Origin of the sequence: Stenotrophomonas sp. 57 (assembly GCF_030291075.1) — a bacterium.
Taxonomy (GTDB): Bacteria; Pseudomonadota; Gammaproteobacteria; order Xanthomonadales; family Xanthomonadaceae; genus Stenotrophomonas.
Window position 1 is genome coordinate 1,495,545 of record NZ_CP127407.1, and the last position, 19,984, is coordinate 1,515,528.

At 67.0% G+C, this 19,984-nt stretch carries 19 protein-coding genes; 5 read left to right on the plus strand and 14 right to left on the minus strand.

Going from position 1 to position 19,984, the window contains the following annotated elements:
- Positions 1 to 141: 141 nt before the first annotated feature.
- The 3 genes from QP512_RS06830 to QP512_RS06840 all read left to right on the plus strand — a co-directional run bounded on the left by QP512_RS06830 (position 142) and on the right by QP512_RS06840 (position 5,490).
- A complete protein-coding gene (locus QP512_RS06830; RefSeq protein WP_005408779.1) occupies positions 142 to 870 on the plus strand; it encodes a response regulator in 729 nt (242 codons plus the stop codon).
- 6 nt (positions 871 to 876) lie between these two features.
- A complete protein-coding gene (locus QP512_RS06835) occupies positions 877 to 2,286 on the plus strand; it encodes an ATP-binding protein (RefSeq protein ID WP_286071461.1) in 1,410 nt (469 codons plus the stop codon).
- 177 nt (positions 2,287 to 2,463) lie between these two features.
- On the plus strand, positions 2,464 to 5,490 hold the full coding sequence (locus QP512_RS06840) for a ligand-binding sensor domain-containing diguanylate cyclase (protein ID WP_286071462.1): 3,027 nt from the start codon (positions 2,464 to 2,466) through the stop codon (positions 5,488 to 5,490).
- 335 nt (positions 5,491 to 5,825) lie between these two features.
- Here the strand turns inward: QP512_RS06840 and rnt are convergent, their stop codons facing one another.
- The 11 genes from rnt to pstS (QP512_RS06895) form a co-directional block, all read right to left on the minus strand.
- Positions 5,826 to 6,410, minus strand: coding sequence for a ribonuclease T (gene rnt / locus QP512_RS06845; protein WP_005408782.1), 585 nt, complete (start codon positions 6,408 to 6,410; stop codon positions 5,826 to 5,828).
- Between the two features lie 156 nt (positions 6,411 to 6,566).
- Positions 6,567 to 7,088: a DoxX family protein gene (locus QP512_RS06850; RefSeq protein ID WP_286071463.1), complete on the minus strand. Its 522-nt coding sequence runs from the start codon at positions 7,086 to 7,088 to the stop codon at positions 6,567 to 6,569.
- Between the two features lie 29 nt (positions 7,089 to 7,117).
- The gene (locus QP512_RS06855; protein WP_286071464.1) at positions 7,118 to 7,873 is read right to left on the minus strand and encodes a putative DNA-binding domain-containing protein; all 756 of its coding nucleotides are present in this window, start codon (positions 7,871 to 7,873) and stop codon (positions 7,118 to 7,120) included.
- Complete coding sequence (locus QP512_RS06860) at positions 7,866 to 8,741, minus strand: DUF692 domain-containing protein (protein WP_286071465.1); 876 nt, start codon at positions 8,739 to 8,741, stop codon at positions 7,866 to 7,868. Before QP512_RS06860 ends, QP512_RS06855 begins: the two co-directional genes overlap by 8 nt.
- Positions 8,728 to 9,084 carry a hypothetical protein gene (locus QP512_RS06865; RefSeq protein ID WP_286071466.1) on the minus strand — a complete coding sequence of 119 codons (357 nt, stop codon included), beginning with the start codon at positions 9,082 to 9,084 and terminating at the stop codon, positions 8,728 to 8,730. The genes QP512_RS06860 and QP512_RS06865 overlap by 14 nt, the downstream gene beginning before the upstream one ends.
- A gap of 257 nt (positions 9,085 to 9,341) precedes the next feature.
- Positions 9,342 to 10,049: a phosphate signaling complex protein PhoU gene (gene phoU / locus QP512_RS06870; protein WP_049444209.1), complete on the minus strand. Its 708-nt coding sequence runs from the start codon at positions 10,047 to 10,049 to the stop codon at positions 9,342 to 9,344.
- Positions 10,050 to 10,114: 65 nt separating this feature from the next.
- On the minus strand, positions 10,115 to 10,945 hold the full coding sequence (gene pstB / locus QP512_RS06875; protein WP_286071467.1) for a phosphate ABC transporter ATP-binding protein PstB: 831 nt from the start codon (positions 10,943 to 10,945) through the stop codon (positions 10,115 to 10,117).
- A gap of 19 nt (positions 10,946 to 10,964) precedes the next feature.
- Positions 10,965 to 11,828 (minus strand): phosphate ABC transporter permease PstA, encoded by an 864-nt coding sequence (pstA, locus tag QP512_RS06880; RefSeq protein WP_286071468.1) that lies wholly within the window; start codon positions 11,826 to 11,828, stop codon positions 10,965 to 10,967.
- A complete protein-coding gene (gene pstC, locus QP512_RS06885) occupies positions 11,828 to 12,796 on the minus strand; it encodes a phosphate ABC transporter permease subunit PstC (RefSeq protein ID WP_111112559.1) in 969 nt (322 codons plus the stop codon). The genes pstA and pstC overlap by 1 nt, the downstream gene beginning before the upstream one ends.
- A gap of 82 nt (positions 12,797 to 12,878) precedes the next feature.
- A complete protein-coding gene (gene pstS / locus QP512_RS06890) occupies positions 12,879 to 13,967 on the minus strand; it encodes a phosphate ABC transporter substrate-binding protein PstS (RefSeq protein WP_286071469.1) in 1,089 nt (362 codons plus the stop codon).
- Between the two features lie 451 nt (positions 13,968 to 14,418).
- Positions 14,419 to 15,435 carry a phosphate ABC transporter substrate-binding protein PstS gene (gene pstS / locus QP512_RS06895; RefSeq protein WP_286071470.1) on the minus strand — a complete coding sequence of 339 codons (1,017 nt, stop codon included), beginning with the start codon at positions 15,433 to 15,435 and terminating at the stop codon, positions 14,419 to 14,421.
- Positions 15,436 to 15,941: 506 nt separating this feature from the next.
- On the opposite strand from pstS (QP512_RS06895), the gene QP512_RS06900 reads away from it, so the two are divergent.
- Entirely contained in the window at positions 15,942 to 17,174 is a 1,233-nt protein-coding gene (locus QP512_RS06900; protein ID WP_014036551.1) for a porin, read from the plus strand.
- Positions 17,175 to 17,255: 81 nt separating this feature from the next.
- Here QP512_RS06900 and nth read toward each other — a convergent pair whose 3' ends face one another.
- Genes nth through QP512_RS06915 form a run of 3 tightly spaced genes read right to left on the minus strand, consistent with a single transcriptional unit; the run spans position 17,256 to position 19,088 of the window.
- Entirely contained in the window at positions 17,256 to 17,948 is a 693-nt protein-coding gene (gene nth / locus QP512_RS06905) for an endonuclease III (protein ID WP_286071471.1), read from the minus strand.
- Positions 17,948 to 18,301, minus strand: a complete 354-nt coding sequence (locus QP512_RS06910) for a hypothetical protein (protein ID WP_286071472.1) — start codon at positions 18,299 to 18,301, stop codon at positions 17,948 to 17,950. Before QP512_RS06910 ends, nth begins: the two co-directional genes overlap by 1 nt.
- A 4-nt stretch (positions 18,302 to 18,305) precedes the next feature.
- Entirely contained in the window at positions 18,306 to 19,088 is a 783-nt protein-coding gene (locus QP512_RS06915; protein WP_286071473.1) for an enoyl-CoA hydratase-related protein, read from the minus strand.
- A 167-nt stretch (positions 19,089 to 19,255) separates the two neighbouring features.
- Here QP512_RS06915 and QP512_RS06920 point away from each other — a divergent pair, with 167 nt between their 5' ends.
- A complete protein-coding gene (locus tag QP512_RS06920; RefSeq protein WP_005408797.1) occupies positions 19,256 to 19,957 on the plus strand; it encodes an FKBP-type peptidyl-prolyl cis-trans isomerase N-terminal domain-containing protein in 702 nt (233 codons plus the stop codon).
- The last annotated feature ends 27 nt before the right edge of the window (positions 19,958 to 19,984 follow it).

Sequence of the window (19,984 nt, forward strand, 5' to 3'; positions counted from 1 at the left end):
GGAGGGCTCAATCCTCGGGGTATGTCTCTATGTAACACTGTCGGTGAATACGCGTAACCACAGGTATCCCGCCCCCGGCTGGATACACTGGTACGCATTGCCCCGGATGCGGTTCAGCTGCCGACACGGGATGATCGCGCCATGGAGACTGAAAACACGATGCATCGACTGCTGATCGTCGACGACGACAACGACATCCGCACCCTGCTGGCCGAACAGCTTGGCCGTGCCGGCTACCAGGTGAGCACGGCTGCCGATGGCACCGCCATGCGCCAGCTGCTGGACCGCGAGCATGTGGACCTGATCGTGCTCGACCTCAACCTGCCGCGCGAGGATGGCCTGACCCTGTGCCGCGACCTGCGCGCGCGCTCGAACACGCCGGTGATCATGCTGACCGCACGTGCCGAGCCGATCGACCGCGTGCTGGGCCTGGAGATGGGCGCCGACGACTACCTGGCCAAGCCCTTCGAACCGCGTGAGCTGCTGGCGCGCATCCGCAACGTGCTGCGCCGGACCGAGGCGCTGCCGGCCAACCTGGAACCGCTGGCGGTGCGCCGCGCGCGCTTCTCGCGCTGGGTGTTCGATCTGGAGCATCGCCATCTGGTGGACCCGGACGACCGCGTGGTGGTGCTGTCCGGCGCCGAGTTCCGCCTGCTGCGGGTATTCATCGCGCATGCCAACAAGGTGCTCTCGCGCGAGCAGCTGGTGGCGCTCAGCAGTGGCCGCAACTACGAGGCACAGGACCGCGCGATCGACCTGCAGGTCAGCCGCCTGCGCAACAAGCTGGGCGACGATGGGGGTCCGGACGGCCTGATCAAGACCGTGCGCAACGAGGGCTACGTGCTGGCCTCGTCGGTGAACCTGGAATAAGCCGCAATGACGCGCCTGCGCCATTTCCTGTCCTCGATGGTCGGGCGGTTGTTCGTGATCCTGTTGCTGGGCATGAGCGTGGCCGCGATCGGCGCGACCATGCTGGCCACCTCCAAGCGCCAGCAGGAGTTCGAGCGGCAGAACCTGAACCGCATTGCCGACCGCCTGCAGGGCTACGTCAACCTGCTCGATGACAACCCCGAACTGCGCGAGCGCCTGCTCGAGATCGGTGGGCCCAGCGTGCGCGCACTGCAGCCCGGTGCGCGGCTGGGGCGTGCCGACACCGCGCTGATGGAGGTGCTGGAAGACCGCCCGGGCCCGGTGTCGCGGGCGCATGTGCACTTTGCCTCGTTCCGCTCGTGCATTCCCAAGCTGCAGGACCTGTTGCCACCGCCACCGCCAGGCCACCGCCGGCCGCCGCGCGAACGCGACCCCGCCTTCATCCCGCCCAAGTGCCGTGCGGTGGACGTGACCCTCAACGACGGGACGCTGCTGAAACTTGCGCTGGATTCCCCGGCCGTGGCGCATAACGGCATCCTGGCCGTGGACCCGTGGTTCCTGACCCTGCTGGTGCTGGCGATCGCGGTGCTGGCCTACATCGTTGCGCGCATGGCCAGTGCGCCGCTGCAGGAACTGGCGGCGGCCGCTGAAGACCTGGGCGACGACCTGCAGCGTGATCCCCTGCCGTTGCGCGGGCCGCGCGAGGTGCAGCGCGCCGCCGAGGCCTTCAACGCCATGCAGCACCGCCTGCAGCGGCATCTGGCCGAACGCACGCAGATGCTGGCGGCGATTACCCATGACCTGCAGACCCCGCTGACCCGCCTGCGCCTGCGCCTGGAGAACGTCAGCGACGAGGTGCTGCGCGAACGCCTGATCGGCGACCTCGCCGCGATGCAGGCGCTGGTGCGCGAAGGCCTTGAGCTGGCCCGCAGTGCCGAGAGCGCCGAACAGCGTGCCGCGCTGGATCTGGATTCGCTGCTGGAAAGCATCGTGGAAGACGCCGCCGAGGGGGGCGCCGACGTGGTCTTCGAGGGCGGAACCGGTGCGGTGCTGATGCTGCGCCCGCTGGCCATGCACCGGCTGTTCTCCAACCTGGTGGACAACGCCATGATGTATGCCCACCGCGTGCGCGTGCGGGTGGAGCGCAGCGGCGGCACGATCACCGCGATGGTGTCCGACGATGGCCCGGGCCTGGCGGAGGATCAGCTGGAAGCCGTGTTCGACCCGTTCGTACGGGTGGAAACCTCGCGTTCGCGGGAAACCGGCGGCGCCGGTCTGGGCCTGACCATCGCCCGTGCACTGGCCGAGAAGGATGGCGCGCGCCTGTGGCTGCGCAACCGGTCCGAGGGCGGCCTGGAGGCGGTGGTGCAGTGGCCGGCCAGTGCGCTGGTGGGGGCGCCGGGCCGGGGCGGCTGACTACGCCGGTTCCGCCGCGGTGACGCCGGGGCGGGGGTTTGGCCTATCATCTGCCCACCTCCCCAGTTTCTCCCCGATGAGTCAGCCCGTTCCTGCCGGCACGCTGTTCCGCGTCGCCCGGCTGTTCCCGTCCGCTGCCATGCCCTGCAGCCACCGCCGGCCACTGCCGCCGGGCTGATGGGCAGGCCAGGGGACAACGGGTGCTGGGTGGAGCGCCCCGTTTCGAAAGCCCGGCAGGTGCTGCAGCGCGGCCTGCTGTGGCTGTTGCTGCTCCTGGCGCTGCCGGCGGGCGCGCAGGAGGGCGCGCCGCCGCTGCGCGACTACGCCATCGACGTATGGACCTCGCGCAATGGCCTGCCGCACAACTCGCTGCGCGATATCGCGCAGACCCCCGAGGGGCACCTGTGGTTTGCTACCTGGGAAGGCCTGGTGCGCTACAACGGCCTGGATTTCACCGTGTTCGACCGCAGCACCCGACCGGGCCTGCGCGACAACGGCATCGGCGCACTGCTGGTGGATCGGCAGGGTGGCCTGTGGATCAGTGATTCGCGCGGCAATGTCAGCCATCGCGGCAACGACGGCCAGTGGCGGGTCTGGGAGCATCAGGCCAACACGCCGCAGGTGCTGATCCAGTCCATGCAGGTGGACAGCCAGGGGCGCCTGTGGCTGCTGTACGAAGGCAAGGGCATCGGCTATCTGACGCCGGACAAGGGCATCGTCTACCAGGCACCGGCCGCCGACCTGCCGATGGCGATGAGCTTCACCAGGCTGGTGGTCGATGCGCAGGACCGGGTGTGGGTTGGCACGCTTGATGGGCTGGTGCTGCGCGACAACGATGGCGTGCTCAAGCGTGCCCCTGCGGCGTGGGGCCTGGGTGCCGGCACTGGGCTGTCATGGCCGTACCGGGCACCGGATGGCGCGCTGTGGATCGTTGCTGGCGAGCGCCTGTACCGCGTGGAGGACGATCAGCTGGTGCTGGTGCACCGGCTGCCGGGACAGCTGCACATGACCTCGATGCTGCAGGACCGGCACGGCGACCTGTGGCTGGGCACCGAGAACCAGGGCCTGCTGCGGATCTCGGCGCATGGACTGGAGCGGTTGCCCGCCGGCCTGAACCTGCCGGGCGGGCGTGTGGTCAGCCTGCGCGAGGATGCTGAAGGCAGCATCTGGGTGGGGGCCAACGGCGGCCTGTACCGCCTTCGCGAGACGCTGTTCAGCAGCTACACCGAGCGCGATGGCCTCAGCGGCGATTATGTACGCACGGTGCTGGAGGACCGCGACCGCCAGTTGTGGGTCGGCAGTGCCAGTGGCCTCGATCTGCAGACGCCCGATGGGCGCTTCCGCGCTGTTCCGCTGCACAACCGCGGTGGCAAGGCGCCCTCGGTGCTGAGTCTGGCGCAGGGGCCGGACGGTGACCTGTGGGTCGGCACCTTCGGTGATGGCGTTTACCGGCTGGGCCGCGATGGCAGCCTCCGCCACAACTACGCGGCCGCCGATGGCATGCCGGGCGGCAACATCCGCGCGATCAGCGTCGACCCGCAGGGTCGCGTCTGGGCCGGTACGCAGAAGGGCGTGGTGAGCATCGACGGCGACCGGGTGCAGGTGTCGAATGTGCCGGGCATGCCCGGTGGCCTCATCACCGCACTCGAGCATGACCACCAGGGCAACCTGTGGATCGGCACCATCGAGGGCATCCGCGTGCTGCGTGGCGACCACGTGCAGTCGATCGACCTGGCACCGATGGGCGGGGGCCGCAGTGTTTTCGGCTTCCATCAGCTGGGCGATGCGATGTGGGTCAGCAGCGACCGGGGCCTGTACCGTTGGCGCGACGGAAGGCTGGCGCGCGTCGGCCTGGAACAGGGAATGCCGGTGGATGCGGTGTTCCAGCTGGTGCCGGACCGTCTGGGCAATGTGTGGATCAGCAGCAACCGCGGCGTGCTGCGCACCGACATGGCCACCCTCAATGCCGTGGCCGATGGCCGTGCGCCGCGGGTGACGGTGGAGCGCTACAACGAGATCGACGGCATGGCCAACGCACAGGCCAACGGCAGCTCCGGGCCATCGGCGATCCTGCGGCAGGACGGCACGTTCTGGGTGGTCACCGCCGGTGGCCTGAGCACGGTCGACCCGCAGCGGCTGCAGCGTTTCCGCGAGCGTCCGTCACCGCCTGCAGCGATCGAGAGCGTGCAGGTGGATGGCGCACCCGTGCATTGGGAGGGCCCGGAGCGCAACTACATTCCCGGCGGGCGACGTCTGGCGGTGAGCTATGTGGGCCTGAGTTACCTGATGTCGGACCGGATCCGCTATCGCACGCGGCTGGACGGCCTGGACACCGGCTGGGTCGAGCGTGGCCCGCAGCGCAGTGTCGAGTTCGTCGGCCTGCCGCCGGGTGACTACACCCTGCACGTATCGGCGGCGCATCCAGGCGGGGCCTGGGGCCAGCAGGAAGCCGTGTGGAGCTTCACGGTGGAGCCGTTCTGGTGGCAGCGCCGCAGCGTGCAGGTGCTGGGCGGGCTGTTGCTGCTGGCCGGACTGGTGGTGCTGTACCGCCTGCTGCTGCAGCAGCTGAAGGCCAGCAACCTGCGCCTGGCACGGCGCGTGGACGAGGCAACCTTCGATCTGCAGGCCAAGACCGTGCACCTGCAGGCGCTGAACCAGGAAAAGACCGAGCTGGCCGAGCGCCTTGCACGGCAGGCCGAGGCCTTTGAACGGCAGGCGCGCGAGGATGCGCTGACCGGGCTGGCCAATCGCCGTGGATTCGACGAAACGCTGGCGCGTGACTTCGCCCGTTCACAGCGCAGCGGCCACCCGCTGTGCCTGGTGGTTCTGGACATCGACCACTTCAAGGCCGTCAACGACCGTCACAGCCACAGCATCGGCGACGCCGTGCTGGTGCAGGTGGCGCGGCTGATCGCCGCGGCCTGCCGCGACTCGGACCTGCCCGCGCGTACCGGCGGCGAGGAGTTCGCGCTGCTGCTCAACGACACCCGTCTGGAAGAAGCCGCCCAGCTGTGCGCGCGCCTGCGTGGCCTGTTCCATGATCACCCCGACTGGGCGGAGGTGCCGGGCCTGCGTGTGACCTTCAGTGCCGGCCTGGTGGAACTGGATGCGGATGACCGTACCCCGGCGTTGCTGTACCAGCGTGCAGACCGCGCGCTGTACCGCGCCAAGAGCGACGGCCGGGATCGCACGAGCATCGGTTGAATTCATCCACGCATGGCGTGGATCTACGGCTGTTGCCATACCACCCGGCGGTGCCGACCAACGGTCGGCAGCTACCACAGCACCGACTCACCACCGAGGTCGGCGACAGCACCCATCGAGCACAGGGACCCGCTGTTGCTCCCGCTTTTCTGATCTTCCCGTGGCGCCCCGCAACCTGTCGAAGGCCGGGCAGGGTGGGTTCGCAGGGGTATCCGCGCCATGGATGGCGCGGCTAAGCCCCCAGGGAAGGGTTCACGGCGTCCCCTGCGAACCCACCTTGCCCGGCCCAACCGATGATTCGCTTCACGCCACGAGGGGCTCCGCCGTTGGCCGCTTTACCGCGGCCAGGCGTTGGCGATGGTGCAGAACAATCGCGCGGTCTGTTCGGTGTCATACACCGCGCTGTGCGCTTCGTTGGCATCCCAGCCCAGTCCGGCGGCGGTGGCGGCGCGCGCCAGCACGGTCTGTCCATAGGCGATACCGGCCAGGGTCACCGTGTCGAACACGCTGAACGGATGGAACGGATTGCGCTTGTGGCCGGTCCGGGCCACCGCGGCGTTGACGAAGCCGAGGTCGAAATGGGCGTTGTGGCCGACCAGGATCGCGCGCTGGCAGCCGTACTTCTTCATCGCCGCGCGTACCGGGGTGAAGATGTGGTCCAGCGCGGCCTTCTCTTCCTTGGCCAGCCGGAACGGGTGGTCGAGGATGATGCCGGTCACTTCCAGCGATTTCGGGTCGATCTCCAGGCCTTCGGCCGGTACCACGTGTGCACTGGCGGTCTGGCCGGGGTAGAGCAGGCCGTTCTCGTCCATCTCGATCGGCACCGCAGCGATCTCCAGCAGTGCATTGCGCTGGCTGTCGAAGCCGCCGGTTTCCACGTCCACCACCACCGGCAGGAAGCCGCGGAAGCGTTGTGACATCGCGCGCTGCGCCTGGGGAACTGCGGAATCGGGAGCAGCGGCAGATGCGGGAGTCGGGTCATTCATGCGTGAATTCTAGCAGAGCGACCCTGAGCGCCCGGCCAGCCTGTGGTGCACGGGTTCCCTGCGCAGGAGCGTGTCGACCAGGGGCGGCATCTACCGAACCGCTGGCCGCGCAGGTGTGGCCGAGCGAGAGTACCGCGCTAACCACGCGTCCAGACTCAGCTTGCCGGCGCCGGTGAAGATCAGCGGCAGCAGCATCGCCATGAACAGCACGGGCAGCTTGAAGTTGCCGAAGCCCTTGTCGCTGATCGCGTAGCCCATGGCAAGGTCGCCCAGCGAGTTCCACTCCATCGGCCAATGCACCGCATAGGTGGCCACCACGGTCAGCACCAGCAGGCTGGTGGCGGCGAAACGCGTGCAGAGGCCCAACAGCAGGCAGGCCGCGCCAACCAGTTCGAACCAGGTCGCCAGCTGCCAGTTCAGTGCCGCCGGTATCTGGTTGAAGGGGAACGGGAAGGCGTCCTGCAGGTCGGCGAACCAGTTCTGGCCGTGCAGCTTCTCGCGGCCGGATTCGAAGTATTCCCAGGCCAGCAGCAGGCGCAGGCCGAGCGGGGCCAACCACGGGGCGAGACGGTCCAGCTGGCCATGCGCGGTGGCCAGGGTCGGAAGCTTCATCGGTGCATCTCCGGGGGGGGAAGGGAGTGTCAGGCAGGTGTGGTCGAACGGCCGATCACGCCGGCCCGCAGGAACTGCTGCAGCAACGCGGCACCGGGTTCGGCCAGCGTGTCCTCGGCCAGACCATGCGCGGCGGCCAACTGCTGCAGATGGGTGCGTCCATCCAGGCCAGGCTGTTCGCCGATGCGGGACAGCAGGTACACCGCCAGCGGGCTGAGCGCGGCAAATCGCACCTCGCCGTCGGCCTCGCGGCGCACCAGCAGGCCGGTTGGCTCGGGTGGCATCGTGTCGGGGGCGTCCTCGGCGCCGAGGCGGTGCACGGGCCATTGGTAGAGCAGTGGCCAGGCCAATGGCGAACGTTGCAGCGGTGCCCGCAACGGGTCGATGTCCCCCGGCGCCGGCAGAGGTTCGGCGTCCAGCTGGTACAGCGCGGTTTCCACCCACTCGTAGTGGGCCAGCTCGGCCAGCGCCGGGTGTGGCAGCTGCGGCTGGGTCTGCAGCCACTGCACGAATTCAACAGCCAGTTCGGTGAACAACGGTGTCTGGCAGCGGTGCGTGGCGAAGTAGCGGCGGACCAGTGTGCTCCAGGCCGGTTCGCCGAGCAGGCGCACGCAGACCGGGAAGCCGTTGCTCAACAGGCCGAGCAGGTTGTCGAACAGCAGCCGTTGGTACACCGCCACCCGGCGTGGCTCCAGACCGGCCGGTGGTGGTACGCCCTGCGGATCGCGCAGGTGAGCGGTGAACGCGTGCTGCTGCGCACGCAGCGTGGCGGGGGCATCAGCCATATGCAGCTTCCGCGTGCACGGCCTGCAGGCGACGGATGGTCTGCAGTTCGCCGCGCAGTTCGGCGTAGGGCGGGAAATTGAAATCGCGTTCGAGCAGGGTGGGGCGTGGACCGATGCGCGCGTAGGTACGCGCCAGCAGGTCCCAGACCGGGTCGATCACCGCGCTTCCATGGGTATCGATCTTCAGGTCCGGCGCTTCATCCAGGTGCCCGGCCACGTGCAGGCAGACGATGCGCTCCGCGGGCAGGCCGGCGATGAACGCGTCCGCGTCGTAACCATGGTTGCAGGCATTGACGTAGACGTTGTTGACGTCCAGCAGCAGGTCGCAGTCGGCTTCGGCAAGCACGGCGTTGGTGAAGGCCAGCTCGTCCATCGCCGGCACCGGCGCCAGGTAGTAGGACACGTTCTCCACCGCGACGCGGCGGCCCAGCAGCTCCTGCACCTGACGGATGCGTGCGGCGGTGTGGCGCACTGCTTCATCGGTGAACGGAATCGGCAGCAGGTCGTACAGGTGACCGTCGTCGCTGCAGTAGCTCAGGTGTTCGCTGTACAGCGGTACGCGATGCCTTTCCAGGAACTGGCCGACCTGCTCCAGCAGGCGGGTATCCAGCGGCGCACTCCCGCCCAGCGACAGGGACAGGCCGTGGCAGTTCAGCGGATGGCGCTGTGCCAGCTCGGCCAGTGCGTCACCGGCGGGTCCGCCGACATGGATCCAGTTCTCCGGTGCGCATTCGAGGAAATCGAAATCGCCTGCCGGTGCATCACGCAGATCCTGCAGCAGCGCCCTGCGCAGCCCCAATCCGGCGGCCGCCGCGCGAAGCGGCGACCGCAGGTTGACGACGCTGGCGTGGACGTCAGTGCTTGGCACCGCACTTGCCTTCGCCGCACTTGCCTTCGGCGGCCTTCTTGTCGCCGGTCTTGGCCTTGGCACCGGCCGCTGCGCCGGCCGCCTTGCCCTTGTCGGCACCGCACTTGCCTTCGGCGGTCTTGCCATCGGCGCCACACTTCCCTTCGGCGTGCTTGGTGGCGTCCGCAGCCATCCTGGTATCGGCGGCCTTGGCGTCGGTGCTCGCCTTGGCTGCCTGTCCGGCCACCAGATAGCCCTGGGCGAGGTCGCTCATGCTCAGGGCCGAAGCACTGGCGGTCATGCCCAGGCCGGCGGCCAGGGCGGTAGCAGTCAGCAGGGACAGGGTCTTGTTGGAACTGCTCATCGGTCGTGCTCCTGGGTGGTGTGGGCGGGTGCCCGGGTGGCCGGCAGGGGTGCCGGTGGAAACGATGGTGCAGCGATCCTACTCAACGAATCCTCGCCAAGAACTCAAATTTTCGTGAGGTTTGTTACAGAAGCATCCGGAAGGTCCGCACCGGGCAAGCCCTGCGCCCACAATGCGGGGGAATACCGCAAAAAAGAAGGCCGCTGTCACCAGGACAGCGGCCACCTTGGACCCGACTCCGTTGTTGCGGTGCAGCGTCAGATCTGCCCGGTGCTGGAGGTCTCGTCGCGCTTCTCACGCGGCGGCAGCGGCTGCTCGCCGTGCACCAGGAACCACACGTTCTCGGCGATGTTGGTGGCGTGGTCGCCCACGCGCTCCAGGTTCTTGGCCATGAACAGCAGGTGGGTGCACGGGGTGATGTTGCGCGGGTCTTCCATCATGTAGGTCAGCAGCTCGCGGAACAGCGCGGTGTACTGCGCGTCCAGGCGGGCGTCGTCCTCGCGCAGTTCCAGCGCGGCATCGGCGTCGTTGTCGCGGTAGGCGGCGATGGCGCGGCGCACCTGCTGTGCGGCCAGGCGGCCGAGCGCACGCAGGCCCTGGATCTGCGGCAGCGGCGGCACCTTGCCCAGTGCGATCGAACGCTTGGCCACGTTGGCGGCGTAGTCGCCGATGCGCTCGATGTCGGCGGGGATGCGCAGGCCGGCAAGGATCTCGCGCAGGTCACGCGCCATCGGCCCACGCAGCGCCAGACGCATCACGTCGTGGCTGATCTGCTGTTCCAGCGCGTCGATGGCTTCATCGTTGGCGATGATGCGATGGGCAGCGTTCTCGTCGCGCTTCTCGATCACGTCCATCGCCGCTTCGAGCTGGGCGACGGCCATCTCGCCCATGCGCACGATTTCGGCCACCAGGCGCTGCTGCTCTTCGTCGTAGCTCTTGACGATGTGGTCGTTGGGAAGATTCATGGTGTGCAATCCGGGTAGAGCCAGGCCATGCCTGGCTGGGACATAGGGCGAAGGAACCGCGTCGATCAGCCGAAGCGACCGGTGATGTAGTCCTCGGTCTGCCGCTGCGACGGCTGCGAGAAGATCACTTCGGTGCGGTCGTGCTCGATCAGGTCGCCCAGGTACATGAAGGCGGTGTAGTCGGACACGCGCGCGGCCTGCTGCATGTTGTGGGTGACGATGACGATGGTGTACTCGTGCTTCAGCTCTTCCACCAGCTGCTCGATGCGGCTGGTCGAGATCGGGTCCAGCGCCGAGGTCGGCTCGTCCAGCAGCAGCACCGACGGGCGCAGGGCCACGGCGCGGGCGATGCACAGGCGCTGCTGCTGGCCACCGGACAAGCCCAGTGCGCTCTGCCCCAGCTTGTCCTTCACTTCATCCCACAGCGCGCCCTGGCGCAGCGCCTGCTCGACGCGGTCGGCCATGTCGGCCTTGCTCAGCTTCTCGTGGTGGCGGATGCCGTAGGCCACGTTCTCGAAGATGGTCATCGGGAACGGCACCGGCTTCTGGAACACCATGCCGACCTTGCTGCGCAGGCGGTTCATCGGGTACTTCGGCGACAGGATGTTCTCGCCGTCCAGCAGCACTTCACCGCGCGCTTCCAGCTTCGGGTACAGCGCATAGATGCGGTTGAAGATGCGCAGCAGGGTCGACTTGCCGCAGCCGGAGGGACCGATCAGCGCGGTCACGCGCTTTTCCGGGATCTCCAGGTTGATGCCCTTCAGGGCGTGGAACTTGTCGTAGTAGAAGTCCAGTCCACGCGCAGCCAGCTTCACCGGCGACGGCGTGTGCAGGCTCTCGTGCGAGGACGGCACGGCGATGCGCTGCATCGGCACGGCGTTGGAAAGGTCACTCATGGCGTTATCCACGGAAAGGTCAGTCATGGGAGATACGGTTGCGCAGCAGGATGCCGCGGGCGGCAAGGCTGACCAGCAACACGAAGACAGTCAGCACCAGGGCACCGGCCCAGGCCAGCACCTGCCAGGATTCATACGGGCTGCCGGCGAACTGGTTCATCACCACCGGCACCGAGGCCATCGGCTGGAAGATGTTGTTGTTCCAGTACTGGTTGCCGAAAGCGGTGAACAGCAGCGGGGCGGTCTCGCCGGAGATGCGGGCCAGCGCCAGCAGGATGCCGGTGATGATGCCGGCCGAGGCACTGCGGTACAGCACCTGCACGATCACCTTCCACTGCGGGATGCCCAGCGACAGGGCCGCTTCGCGCATCTGCGAGGGCACCAGGCGCAGCATCTCGTCGGTGGTGCGCACCACCACTGGCAGCACGATGAAGGCCAGCGACAGCGCACCGGCGAACGCCGAGAAGTTGCCGCCGGTCTGCATCACGTACAGGGTGTAGACGAACAGGCCCAGCACGATGGACGGCGCCGACAGCAGGATGTCGTTGACGAAGCGGACCACGGTGCCGGCCTTGCGGGCGTTGCCGTACTCGGCCAGCCAGGTGCCGGCCAGCACGCCCAGCGGAGTGCCGATGCCGATCGCCAGCGCGCACATCACAGCGCTGCCGAAGAAGGCGTTGGCCAGGCCGCCTTCCTGCATCGGCGGCGGCGTCATCTTGGTGAACAGATCCCCGTTGATGCCGGCCAGGCCCTTCGAGGCCAGGGTGAACAGGATCCAGCCCAGGAAGAACAGGCCGAACAGGGCAGTGGCACAGGAGGCGGTGATCGCAACGACGTTGCCGATGCGACGGCGCAGGTACAGCGAATCAGCGGTAGTGGACATCAGTTGCCCTCCTTGCGGGACAGGCGCATCAGCATCAGGCGGGCGATGGCCAGCACCACGAAGGTGACGATGAACAGGACGAAGCCGAGCAGCAGCAGGGCCGAGCGGTAGGTTTCAGTGGCTTCGCCGAAATCGTTGGCGATCAGCGCGGCGATGGTGGTGCCCGGTTCCAGCAGCGACGGCGACAGGCGCACGCTGTTGCCGATCACGAAGGCCACCGCCATCGTCTCGCCCAAGGCGCGGCCGAGGCCGAGGAAGATTCCGCCGATCACCGCCGAGCGGGTGTAGGGCAGCACGATGTCCCAGCTCACTTCCCACTTGGTGGAACCCAGCGCATAGGCCGATTCCTTCAGGCGGGTCGGCACGGTCAGGAACACTTCGCGCATCACCGAGGAGATGAACGGAATGACCATGATGGCCAGCACGAAACCGGCGGTGAGCATGCCGATGCCCAGCGGCGGGCCCTGGAACATCGGGCCGATGACCGGCCATTCGCCCAGGGTTTCGTTGAGGAACGGGGTGACGTACTCGGTCATCACCGGCACCAGCACGAACAGGCCCCACATGCCGTAGATGATCGAGGGGATGCCGGCCAGCAGTTCGATGGCGGTACCGACCGGGCCGCGCAGCCAGCGCGGCGCGACTTCGGTGAGGAAGAAGGCGATGCCGAAGCTGACCGGCACGGCGATGACCATCGCGATCAGCGCGGTAACCAGGGTGCCGTAGATCGGGGCGAGGGCACCGAACTTGTTTTCGACCGGATTCCAGTCGGCGGAGAAGAAGAAGCTCAGGCCCTGCATCTGCAGGGCATGGCGGCCGCCCCACAGCATCGACAGCGCGGCGCAGGCCAGGGCGATCAGGACGAAGATGACGGTGCCGACCAGCACCCATCGGAACAGTTTGTCGTTGCGGGCATCACGCGCATCACGCGTGGACGGGGCGGCTACAGGCTGGGCGATGGCATTCATGGGGACGGCAGGGCCAGGAAGGGGCGGGGCGGCACGGCGTGGAAGAAGCGGTGCCCGCGCGGGGCGGGCACCGTCGTGTCCATCACTTCAGGTCGGTCGCCCAGTAGGCCTCGATCTGCTTGACCAGTTCGGCCGGCAGCGGCACGTAGTGCAGCTCGTTGGCCTGGGCCTGGCCGTTCTCGAAGGCCCACTTGAAGAAGGCCAGGGTGTCCTGGTTGCGCTTGGCGTCCTTTGGCTGCTTCTGCATCAGCATGAAGTTGGTGGCGGTGATCGGCCACGCCTGCTCGCCCGGGGCGTTGGTGATGACCAGGTTGAAATCCTTGGCGCTGGCCCAGTCGGCGCTGGCGGCTGCAGCGGCGAAGGTTTCCGCACTGGGCTCGACCCAGTTGCCGGCTGCGTTCTGCATGGCGGTATACGGCATGCCGTTCTGCAGCGCGTAAGCCAGTTCGACGTAGCCGATCGAACCCTTGATCTGCTTCACGTACGAAGCGACGCCTTCATTGCCCTTGCCACCGACGCCGTCCGGCCACTGCACCGAAGTGCCTTCGCCGACCTTGCTCTTCCACTCCGGGCTGACCTTGGACAGGTAGTTGGAGAAGTTGAAGGTGGTGCCCGAACCGTCCGAACGGTGGACCAGGGTGATCTTGCCGTCCGGCAGCTTCACGCCCGGGTTGGCGGCGACGATGGCCGGGTCGTTCCAGGTCTTGACCTTGCCCAGGAAGATGTCGGCCAGCAGGGCGCCGCTGAGGCGCAGCTTGCCGGCGTCCAGGCCTTCGATGTTGACCACCGGCACCACGCCGCCGATGGCGGACGGGAACTGCGCCAGGCCGGCCTGGGCCAGCTCTTCGCTGCTCAGCGGCTTGTCGGACGAACCGAAATCGACGGTGCCGGCCTTGATCTGGGCGATGCCGCCGCCGGAGCCGATCGACTGGTAGTTGATCTTGGCGCCGGTGCTGGTGTTGTAGTCAGCCGACCACTTGGAGACCAGTGGGAAGATGAAGGACGCGCCGGCGCCGGACACTTCGGCGGTCACCTTGGCACCGGCGGCGGCCGGAGCGGCGGCACCGTCGGCAGCCGGCTGCTGCGCGGCCTGCTTGTCGCCACCGCAGGCCGACAGGCCCAGGGCGATGGCCAGGGAAAGGGCGGCAAGGCCGGCCGAGTGCAGTTTCATGGTCACTCCATAGCGGGGAAGAGCCGACGTGGTCGGCGGATGCGGCTATGAAATGATGTTTTTGTTACAGCCGTATTACGACCATGACAGAGGTGTCCTGGATCACGTTCTGACAAGGGTTTCACGGGGTTGGCCGGGCCCTGGCAGGGCCCCGGAGACGCCGGATCTGCGCACCGATGTGACGACAGGTGCAAGCTGGAACCGAGCCAACGCCCGGCAGCGCGCGCGAGGCCAAGCCAAAAGCAGCAGAGCGTGGGCTCGGCTCTACAAGCGCTCCTGCCTTTGCTCCTGCCTTCCATGACCCCACCGACTCCCCATGGAACTGCGAAGGCGCAAAACGCTCTTCACGACCAGCCTCAAAAAAAAGAGCGCGAGATCTCGAGGATCTCGCGCCCGGGTGGGATCGGCGGGGGAGAGAGGACCCGCCGACCCCGTTCCTGCGGGGGAACGCTTACTTCAGGTTCTGCGACCAGTAGGTCTCGATCTGGCGGACCAGGCTGTCCGGCAGCGGCACGTAGTCCAGCTGGCGGGCCTGGGCGTCGCCGCTCTTGTAGACCCAGCGGAAGAACTCCTGGGTGGCCTTGCCGTTGGCGGCGTTCTTCGGCTTCTTGTGCACCAGGATGAAGTTGGTGGCGGTGATCGGCCAGGACTCGGCGCCCGGGGCGTTGGTCATCACCAGGTAGAAGTCCTTGGCGCTGGCCCAGTCGGCGCTGGCGGCGGCCGCGGCGAACGAAGCGTCGCTCGGCTGCACGAACTTGCCGGCGGCATTCTTCATCGCGGTGTACGACAGCTTGTTCTGCAGCGCGTAGGACAGTTCGACGTAGCCGATGCCGCCCTTGATCTGCTTCACGTAAGCGGCAACGCCTTCGTTGCCCTTGCCGCCGATGCCGGCCGGCCACTGGACGGAGGTGCCTTCACCGACCGAGCTCTTCCACTCCGGGCTGACCTTGGACAGGTAGTTGACGAAGTTGAAGGTGGTGCCCGAACCGTCCGAACGGTGCACGACGGTGATCTTGGCGCTCGGCAGGGTCACGCCCGGGTTCAGCGCGGCGATGGCCGGGTCGTTCCAGGTCTTGATCTTGCCCAGGAAGATGTTGGCCAGCACGGTGCCGTCCAGCTTCAGCGCGCCCGGGGCGATGCCGGCCACGTTGACCACCGGCACCACGCCGCCGATCACCGACGGGAACTGGGCCAGGCCCGAAGCGGCCAGTTCTTCCGGCTTCAGCGGGGCGTCGGAGGAGCCGAAATCAACAGTCTTGGCCTTGATCTGGGCGATACCACCGCCGGAGCCGATCGACTGGTAGTTGACCTTGTTGCTGGTGGCGGCGTTGTAGTCGACCGACCACTTCGACATCACCGGGTAGATGAACGAGGCGCCCGCGCCGGTGATTTCAGCGGCGTTGGCGGCGAACACGGACGACGCTGCGAAGACGGCAACGGCAACGCGCGACTTGAAGGCGTGGATCACGGGGTGGCTCCTGGGTTGATTGGGATGCGGGGTTACCCGCCCGGCGCACATTCCATAACGGTTCGATGACAGCGCAGGGACCGTTGTATGACGCAACCGTTACAGCGTTGCCCGCAGCCGTTGCGGCGGAGCCCGTGAAGGTTTCGCGCGCGCTCCACGTGCGCAGGCAAGCGCACCGCCACCCTCGCTATGTCGTGGTCGAAGCCTCAGCGCCGATGCGCGTGCATACGGGTAATGCGCATCCGGCAGCGATGTCATCGCCGGCACGTGGCCGCACGGCGCCGCGCTGCACCTTGAAGCGGATACATCACGCCATGTGCCGCAAGGCCTTGACACAGCTGCCGGCGCAAATGCGTCGTCCGCATGACCGCACGAAGAAACCTGTGTCTGGTGCGCAGTTTGTCATTCGACTGTCATGGTTTTAACGGAACGTTCGCAAAACGCTTGACCGGCCTGCCGGCGTGGCGTTCTGCCCAAGCCATTCCAACCCTCTGGAGAGATCCAAAATGCGTTCCCATTTGCTCGCCGCCGCGGTCGTTGCAAGCCTCGGTCTGGTTTCCGCCGACGCCTTCGCAGCCCCCGCCAGCTCGGGCGTATCCCAGGCACAGCTGCAGCAGCTGCAGGCACAGATCGCCGCGCTGCAGGCTCAGGTCCAGCAGTTGCAGAACGATTCGCAGGCACTGCAGGCGCAGTCCGACGCGCAGTCCGAAGTGAACATCACCCAGGCGCAGGCGCTGGAAGGTGCACAGAAGACCCAGACCAGCGTCGACAAGCTGGCCAAGCTGGTCAATGACAACAAGATCGGCGGTCGCATGTTCTTCGACCTGACCAACATCGACAAGACCAGCAACGGCAAGGACACCGCTGCCAGCGGCACCGGTCTGGACGTGAAGCGCTTCTACCTGACCGTCGACCACAAGTTCAACGACATCTGGTCGGCGAACCTGACCACCGACTTCCAGTACAGCTCGGCCATCGGCAACACCGAACTGTTCGTCAAGAAGGCCTACGTGCAGGGCAGCTTCGACCCGGCCTTCAACCTGCGCGTCGGTGCCGCCGACATGCCGTGGATCCCATACGTCGAGAAGTTCTACGGCATGCGCTATGTCGAGAACACCCTGACCGATCGCCTGAAGTACGGCAACTCGTCCGACTGGGGCCTGCATGGCTTCGGCAACTTGGGCAACAACTTCAACTACGCCGTGTCGGTCGTGTCCGGCGCCGGCTACAAGAACCCGACCCGCAGCAAGGGCATGGACGTGGAAGGCCGCGTCGCCTACACCCCGAACGAGAACTTCGTGGTGGCCGTCGGCGGCTACAGCGGCAAGCTGGGCAAGGAAACCGACATCCAGAGCGCCGAGAACACCTATACCCGCGCCAACGCGATGGTGGCCTACGCCGACAGCAACTTCCGCGTCGGTGGCGAGTACTTCCAGGCCAAGAACCTCAACAACGTGCTGACCGTTGCCACCGACAAGACCAGCGGCTGGTCGGTGTGGGGCAGCGTGCGCGTGACCGACGGTGGCATCAACGTGTTCGGTCGTTACGATGACACCGACGTCAGCAAGACCCTGGACCCGACCCTGAGCGACAAGTACTGGAACGTCGGCGTCGAATTCCCGGTCATGAAGAACCTCAAGCTGTCGACCGTGTACAAGTACACCCACCTGGCCAACGCCGGCGACAAGAAGAACGACAAGACCAAGGAATTCGGCGTCTGGGGCGACCTGTCGTTCTGATCTCCTGAAGCACGCTTGTCCTGAGATACAGACGGCGGGCCTTGTGCCCGCCGTCTTCGTCTGTTCACAACAGAGACTGCGTCACGTCTCGGCCGTGGTCTTTTCCTTGAACCGGCACAGATCGGCGATGACGCAGCCCGGGCAATCCGGCTTGCGCGCCTTGCACACATAACGCCCGTGCAGGATCAGCCAGTGATGCGCGTCGAGCAGGAACTCGGCGGGAATCACCTTCACCAGCTTGTCTTCCACTTCGCGCACGTTCTTTCCGGGGGCCAGCCCGGTACGGTTGGAGACGCGGAAGATATGCGTGTCGACCGCCATCACCGGCTCACCAAACGCGGTGTTGAGCACCACGTTGGCGGTCTTGCGGCCGACGCCCGGCAACGCTTCCAGTGCGTCGCGATCGCGTGGCACTTCACCGCCATGTTTTTCCAGCAGGACCGCGCAGGTGGCGATCACGTTCTTGGCCTTGGCGTTGAACAGGCCGATGGTGGCGATGTACTGCTTCAGCCCATCCTCGCCAAGCGCGAGGATCTTCGCCGGCGTATTGGCCACCGGGAACAGGCGGCGCGTGGCCTTGTTGACGCCGACATCGGTGGCCTGCGCCGACAACGCCACCGCCACCAGCAGCTCGAACGGCGAGCTGTATTCCAGTTCGGTCTTCGGGTGCGGATTGAGTTCGCGCAGGCGGGTGAACATCTCCACCACGTCGGCGCGCGGCATCGTGCCGCCACGCCGCGCCGGGGCGCGCGCAGTCTTCTTCGTGGTGGCCATTACTGCTCCTTGCCGCTGGCGCGGGCCTTGGCCCGGGCGAGGATGGCGGCCGCCGCGGCGGGCAGGGCAGGTTTCACGTCCGGCGCCGGGGCCGGCGTGCGCCGTGCGTCGCGTTCGGCTTCCCGGCGGGCCAGCCGCACCGCACGGGCGCGGTAGCGTTCGCGGGCCGCCCAGGCGGTCTGAAGCTGCTGCTGGGCCTGCTGCAACCGCTGCGGAAGTTCCGGGTGGCCGGGCAGCAGCTGCGCGTCGCCGGCGCGGACGGCATAGTCCATCAGGCCGGCCTGCAGGGCGCCGTCAAGATCGTCTGCCTGGACCCGGGCGAACAGCTGCGCGGGGTTGGGTCGGGATGCCATGGCGTCAGCGGTTCTGGAAGGCCGGCGCGCGGCGCTGCAGGAAGGCGCTGGTGCCCTCGCGCATGTCCTCGGTGGCGAACAGCAGGCCGAACTGCGCGCTTTCGTATTCCAGCCCGGCCTCCAGGCTGCATTCGCCGCCCACGTGCACCGCATCGAGCAGGCCGCGCAGGGCCAGCGGCGCCGATCGTGCCAGCTGGCGGGCGATGTCATTCACGCGATTGTCCAGCGCGTCGGCCGGCACCACCTCGTTGACGATGCCCAGTTCCAGGGCACGCGCCGCGTTGATCGGTGCGCCCAGCAGGCACAGCTCCAGGGTGGCGGCGCGGCCGCACAGGCGCAGCAGGCGCTGGCTGCCACCAAAGCCGGGAATCAGGCCGAGGTTGATCTCCGGTTGGCCGACCTTGGCGGTATCGGCGGCGATGCGCAGGTGGCAGGCCATGGCCAGCTCCAGCCCGCCGCCCAAGGCAAAACCGTTCACGCGGGCGATGACCGGCATGGGCATGCGTTCGATCTGGCGCATCAGGGCCTGGCCCAGCAGCGAGAAATCACGTCCCTGAACCGCGCTGAGTGTGTTCATCTCCGCGATGTCGGCGCCGGCCACGAAGGCCTTCGGACCGGCACCGGTCAGCACTACCACGCGCACCTCAGGGTCTGCGGCGGCGGCGCTGAAGGCCTCGGCCAGGGCCTGCAGGGTCGCGGCATTGAGGGCGTTGAGCTTGTCCGGGCGCTGGACGGTCACGGTGCGGATGGCGCCGTCGTCGGCGACAGCGATCAGGGCATCGGCCACGGGGAGACTCCTGGAACGTTAAAAAAAAGTGATATTGAACTCTGCAAACGCAGACGGGTCATAGCCTGCATCGTGAGTAGCGGTTACACGTTGCGCCCGTTATCCTAACCCGTCGCCTCAGGGCGGCGCAGAACGTCCCTGAGTTACCACCCCTGGAGAACTGTTTGATGAAGTTGCGTTCTATCGCGGTCGCCGTCGCGGCCCTGGCCCTGACGGGCAATGCCTTCGCCCAGGACGTTTCGTCCGAAAAGGGCAAGCTGAGCTACTACTTCGGTTACGACTACGGCAACAACCTGGCGGAGCTGACCGGTCGTGGTGAGCAGCTGGACATCAACTCGGTGGTGAAGGGCCTGCAGGACGCCTACGCCAAGAAGCAGCCGGCGATCACCGCCGAGCAGCTGAAGCCGGCCGTTGAAGCGTTCCAGAAGCGCGAGCAGGGCCGTGCCCAGGCTGCCAAGGCCGAGTACGAAAAGGCTGCTGCCGAAAACAAGACCAAGAGCGATCAGTTCATCGCGGCGAACAAGGCCAAGGCCGGCGTGCAGTCGCTGCCGAGCGGCGTCCAGTACCGCGTGATCGAAGCCGGCAAGGGTGCCAAGCCGACCCAGGCCAGCACCGTGCAGCTGGAAGTGGCCGGTCCGTTCCCGTACGGCCAGCGCCCGACCGAAGCCCGCCCGGCCCAGCAGATCCCGTCGATCAAGGTCAGCGAAGTCGAAATGAAGGCCATGCGCGAGACCCTGCTGCAGATGCCGGCAGGCTCGAAGTGGGAAGTCACCCTGCCGCCGGACCAGGCCTACGGTGCCGACCCGCGCACCCCGTTCCCGCCGAACGTGGCTGTGCAGTTCGAGATCAAGCTGGTCAGCGTCAAGTAAATCGAAGCCGTAGACGAAACGCGCCGG